The organism is uncultured Succinatimonas sp., from assembly GCF_905203285.1.
Classification (GTDB): Bacteria; Pseudomonadota; Gammaproteobacteria; order Enterobacterales; family Succinivibrionaceae; genus Succinatimonas.
In genome coordinates this window covers 1-4,762 of record NZ_CAJKVK010000119.1, presented here as the reverse complement: position 1 = coordinate 4,762, position 4,762 = coordinate 1, and the positions used below count along the sequence as shown (strand labels likewise).

Sequence of the window (4,762 nt, the reverse complement as noted above, 5' to 3'; positions counted from 1 at the left end):
GCTCTGCGGAGCTTCGGGGTAAAGAAATCGGAAAAGCCGAAGGCAGGGCTGAAGGTCTAACTGAAGGAATAGCAAAAGGAAGAACTGAGGGTAAAGCTGAAGGCAAGAAAATTCAGGCACTGGAAACGGCTAAAACCTTGCTTGAGATGGGATTATCCATACAGCAAATCATAAAAGCGACAGGTCTTTGCGAATCCGAAATTATGCAGCTTAAAAAATAAAAATTGAACTAACATAAACGGTTTTTTATGCCGCTATGCATAAGAAGCCGTTTTTACATATGCAACAAAGTATCAAGGACAAAAAAGTGTAAAGCAAAGATAAGGAAGAGAAGCTGCGCTATGAGGCGGCTGAGCGGGCTGAGATGGACTTCGTGTCGGCTATAAGCTCTGCGGAGCTTCGGGGTAAAGAAATCGGAAAAGCTGAAGGCAGGGCTGAAGGTCTAACTGAAGGAATTGAAAAAGGAAGAACTGAGGGTAAAGCTGAAGGCAGAGTTGAAGGTAAGAAGATTCAGGCACTGGAAACGACTAAAAAAATGCTGCAAGCTGATTTTGATATCCACCAGATAATAGAGCTTACAGGTCTTTCCGAATCCGAAATTTTGCAGTTTAAAAAAACATCCTTAAATATTCAAAAGATCAATAATTGATCTGTTCCTGCAACTGAAAAAACTGATAGGCAAACAATGTGTTTACCTTTATCATGAACAAACAAAATACCACGCAAGTGTTCTGTTCCATGGTTGTCTGAGTTTTTGCCGGAAAGGAAAAAGTCAACATGAAAAATAAAATCTTAGCCGTCAAAAAAATCTACAACTGCAAATGCCGGAAACATATGACGCTGAAGCGCAGCGCCTTAAGCGTTGCCGTATCTATGTTATGCTCCCTGCCCCTGCAGCAAAGCGAAGCCTCTACCCTCTACCTCATCAGCTATAAAGGTAAACAGATGTTTGAACTGCAAGTTTTAAATGCAGGCGAGAACATGCAAAAACTGCCGGATGCTTTTTCAGATGGGGAAGAAGATGAATTCAGTACCGCGCAGCGCAATCTTAAAGACGAGGAAATAAGCGGACTAATTATGGCAGGATCCTTGTGGGCAGAGATCTTGGGGCCCGGAACTGTAAACACCTCTCCTGTCAAAGTGCAGGTTCTGGGATTTGATGAAACATACGAAAACGCTTCAGCCACATCTTTGCCCAATTTGAATGTACAAAATGAGCCTGAAAACGTGGTTGGTCCGATTGGGCAATTTACCATGAACGAGCCTGCCCAACTGCCTGCATACGTATTTATCGGTGAGGGACTTGATTTTATCTATCCCACAACTTGGCATACCCTGCCTAACGGCAAAGGTTTTGATTATGCCGCCACAGTGTTCCATGAGTTCGGACATGCTCTGGGAATCGGCTTTATCGAGGACTATGAGCTTAACTTTAACAATTTTCTCTATGATTGTCGCGGCGTGCAATATTCCACAGGCAAAGAACTGGTTTCTCTTACTGATAGCGATATAAATAAGTCTAGAGAAGATATTTTTCTGGTAGGCGAAGGTGCACAATCAGGAGTGTATTTTAAAGGACCGCACGTAAGCGAGGTATTAGCAGGATCCGACCTTAAGGGCATTCCGGTTAACGGAGCAGAGTATTATGACGAGAATTGTGATCCGTTCTTTGAACTGTCGCACTTTGAGCTAGAACATTCCATGATGAGCCACCAGAACTATCGTAACTACACTTTCTTCATGGAAGCCGAGTTAGCGGCTTTGCAGGATCTCGGCTATACCATCGACTGTAAAAATTTCTACGGCAGATCGATTTATGCAAATAATCAAACCATCGTCAATACGCATGGCTTTTATGCACGAACAGCAGACGGAAGCGCCTATATTAATGGGCAGCCCAATACCGCGACTTTAGGTACCGGACTGCATGTTTACGGTAAAAACAATAAAATAACGCAGGCAGCCGATCTGTTAGCAGGAGGAACAGGTGGAGTCGGCATTCGCGTTGACGGTTCAGAAAACAAGATCACCATCGCCGATGAGGTACAGATAAGAGCAGACGGTCTTAACGGTACCGGTGTACTGTTTGCCTACGGCAGTGATCAGAAACTCAACGCCCAAGGCACAATTACAGCCCTAGGTGAAGGCGGTGTTGCTTTACGCTTTGATTTTGGCGGCAATCTGCTGGGAAACGAAACGGAATACCGTGGATCTTATATCTGGACCTCTTTTGATGAAAAAGATGTATTTAATTCTTATTGTTACTTTGATAAGTGTAGTGGTGAATGGTCACTTGCAGAGAAAGATAACAACGGGTTTGAGATCTCCAACTTCGGTGCCTTGATGGGTGAGGTGAATATCACCGGCACGGTTGCCGGCAGCGCAGCTGCCGTATATATCTCCGACAATGCCTTAGTGCAGGAAATTAATGTACTGCCGGGAGCTCAGATAGTAGGCAATATTATCTCTAACTGGGATCCTGACAATGAGTACATTACTGCATTTGTCAAAGATAATAAAGATTTTGATCTCACTACCGACTTGATCTTCGGTGCCGGAGATACTGATCGTAAATTTGCCATGACCTTGTACGGTTCAATTTATGGTCCTGAAAGTCTTGATATGAATCTTACCGACGGTGAACTGACCGTTTTAGGCACCACACAAACGTTAAGTCTGTCTAATAATGGAGAGCTGTCACTTTTAGGGAGCGATGCAAACGGTTATGCCCTGAAAACGCAGACCATAAGTTTAGGTGAGAACAGCGTGCTGCGACTTCCTTCTGCTGCGAATGTATCCGCAGAAAGTGCGCAACTTGACGGCACTCTTTCCATGCTTCTGCCGCGATCCTACTACTCAAACAACCAAGAAACAAAGACCTCTTTAAAAATAGAATATAACAATCAGTCAGAAGACGATTTTGACACCGTTAAGATCGATGCCCTATCACCGACCTTAAATATTACTAATCTAGGATCTAGTTCAAACGCCAATACCGGACAAACAGAGTACTTTGCATCAGGCAAGGTCTACCGCAACACTGATGCTTACGCCCGGTATGCCGACAGTGTAGCTGCTGCCTCAACAGGTTACGCTTTAGTTCGTCTTGCCGACAGCGCCGTTTCACCCTACGCCGATCTTATTTCAGCCTTGGATTTTTCTTCCATGTCAGGGAGCTCCATTCGCAAGGCGCTACACTCCGTCAGCGCTGAAAGCTACAGCGCAGCAGCACAGGCATCACTGCGTCTACTTAACGCTCAAGACCGAAAACTGTTTTATCGTCAATGGGCAGCTCCCGTTGAAGAAATTTATGGAACGCAACTTTACGGGGATGTGCTTTACAGCGCTTATGACTCTGACGGTGCTGCCTGGGAGAGCGACGGCTACAGTGCTGTAATCGGTGCGGATACTAAGTTAACAGGCGCATTGACGCTAGGCGTCAATCTTACCTTAAACTCACTTAACACCGATATTAAAGGCAATAATGGTGCCGAGGCAAAAGCACAAAGTGCGCTTTTAGGTCTTCGTGGTCTATATCGTCCTCATTCCGATGGATTTTACCTGCAGGGCAGCATCCGTGCCGGAATGCAGTACGGTGATATGGATCGCATAGTAAGCGTCAACGGCTATCGCGCCACAATGGATAGCGACTGGCTGTCTTTCATCGGTTCTGTGCAAGCTGCTGCAGGTTATGACCTCTTGTTTACTAACGACAATTCTACTTTGTGCACAGGTCCTTTTGCCGCAGCACACTATAGCCTAATTCGTACCCCTGATATTGACGAAAGCGGCAGCGCTGCCATAAACATAGACGGCACAACTTATGACAGTTTGCCGCTAGAGCTTGGCTGGCGCTTTAAACTGCAGCAGAAAAATACCTCAGGCAGCACTTTTATGCTCTTTGCCGATACCGCTTACTTCTACGACGTAACGGATGACAAAGATCATACTGCGGCCTCTTTTAGATATACCCCGGCACTGTCCTTTGACTCTGAACTTGAACGTGACGGACGCAGCGGAGTTTATCTTAACTCAGGTGCAGAGCTTGAACTTGCAAGCGGCTTTTCTGCAGGGCTTACCTGCGGGGCTGAAACCGGATCTGATCTTACCGGCTTTAATGTATCGGCTGACTTTAACTATCGCTTCTAATGGTAAAAAGAATATGTCAGTCAACGATGCAAAATTGATCCGCAAAAGATTTTGTAATTTCCTAAAAAGGATGGAAAAAACTTTCAATTCGCTAGACGAGTTATTGAGCGATTTAGAGGCGTGAAACCTATCGGCAAATGCAGCAGCATAATTATTTTGTCATGGCAAACGTTCACTGTAAAAATTTTTCTACGCAAAACAATGCTATAACACGTAATAGTCGGTAAGTTCTGCAGTCTGTGAATTAATCTCGTCAATCACTCGATACAGCTCTCCTTCGTAAAGCTCCGAGAGCATCCACGCCCCGGCTGCCTGACACCATCCGGCATATACTCGCGTTTTAAGCAGATCCGTAACGGTCGGAGGCATGAAGGATAAGAATCTGACAAAAACCAGTGCCGGTTCCTGTGCACAATAAATACGATATTTTCCTTCACCCTCATTAAGGCGCTTTTTCACTATGTACATAGCATGGCGATCTCTTATAAAGAGTCTGCGCTTTACCGTAAGATCGCAGGAATGTCGGGTAAGCTTCTGCACCGTGTTCTTTAATTCAATAGGAAAACACCAGGCTGCAATTTCTTTAAGATAAATACCGCCTGCCTCTCTTGCA

At 45.0% G+C, this 4,762-nt stretch carries 3 protein-coding genes and 1 pseudogene; 3 read left to right on the top strand and 1 reads right to left on the bottom strand.

Annotated elements, in window-relative coordinates:
• The 3 genes and pseudogenes from QZ019_RS09240 to QZ019_RS09230 all read left to right on the top strand — a co-directional run.
• Positions 1-221, top strand: a pseudogene (locus tag QZ019_RS09240) (hypothetical protein); the annotation flags it as partial.
• A gap of 143 nt (positions 222-364) precedes the next feature.
• Entirely contained in the window at positions 365-649 is a 285-nt protein-coding gene (locus QZ019_RS09235) for a hypothetical protein (RefSeq protein ID WP_295484469.1), read from the top strand.
• Positions 650-777: 128 nt separating this feature from the next.
• Complete coding sequence (locus QZ019_RS09230; protein WP_295484467.1) at positions 778-4,149, top strand: autotransporter domain-containing protein; 3,372 nt, start codon at positions 778-780, stop codon at positions 4,147-4,149.
• 204 nt (positions 4,150-4,353) lie between these two features.
• Here QZ019_RS09230 and QZ019_RS09225 read toward each other — a convergent pair.
• Positions 4,354-4,762: hypothetical protein (locus tag QZ019_RS09225; RefSeq protein ID WP_295484465.1), on the bottom strand; the 409-nt coding region annotated here is incomplete at its 5' end.

What these genes read in the sequence shown, in the direction of transcription:
- QZ019_RS09235 (WP_295484469.1), top strand. Translation starts at nt 365, where the DNA reads ATGGACTTCGTGTCGGCTATAAGCTCTGCGGAGCTTCGGGGTAAAGAA.
- QZ019_RS09230 (WP_295484467.1), top strand. Translation starts at nt 778, where the DNA reads ATGAAAAATAAAATCTTAGCCGTCAAAAAAATCTACAACTGCAAATGC.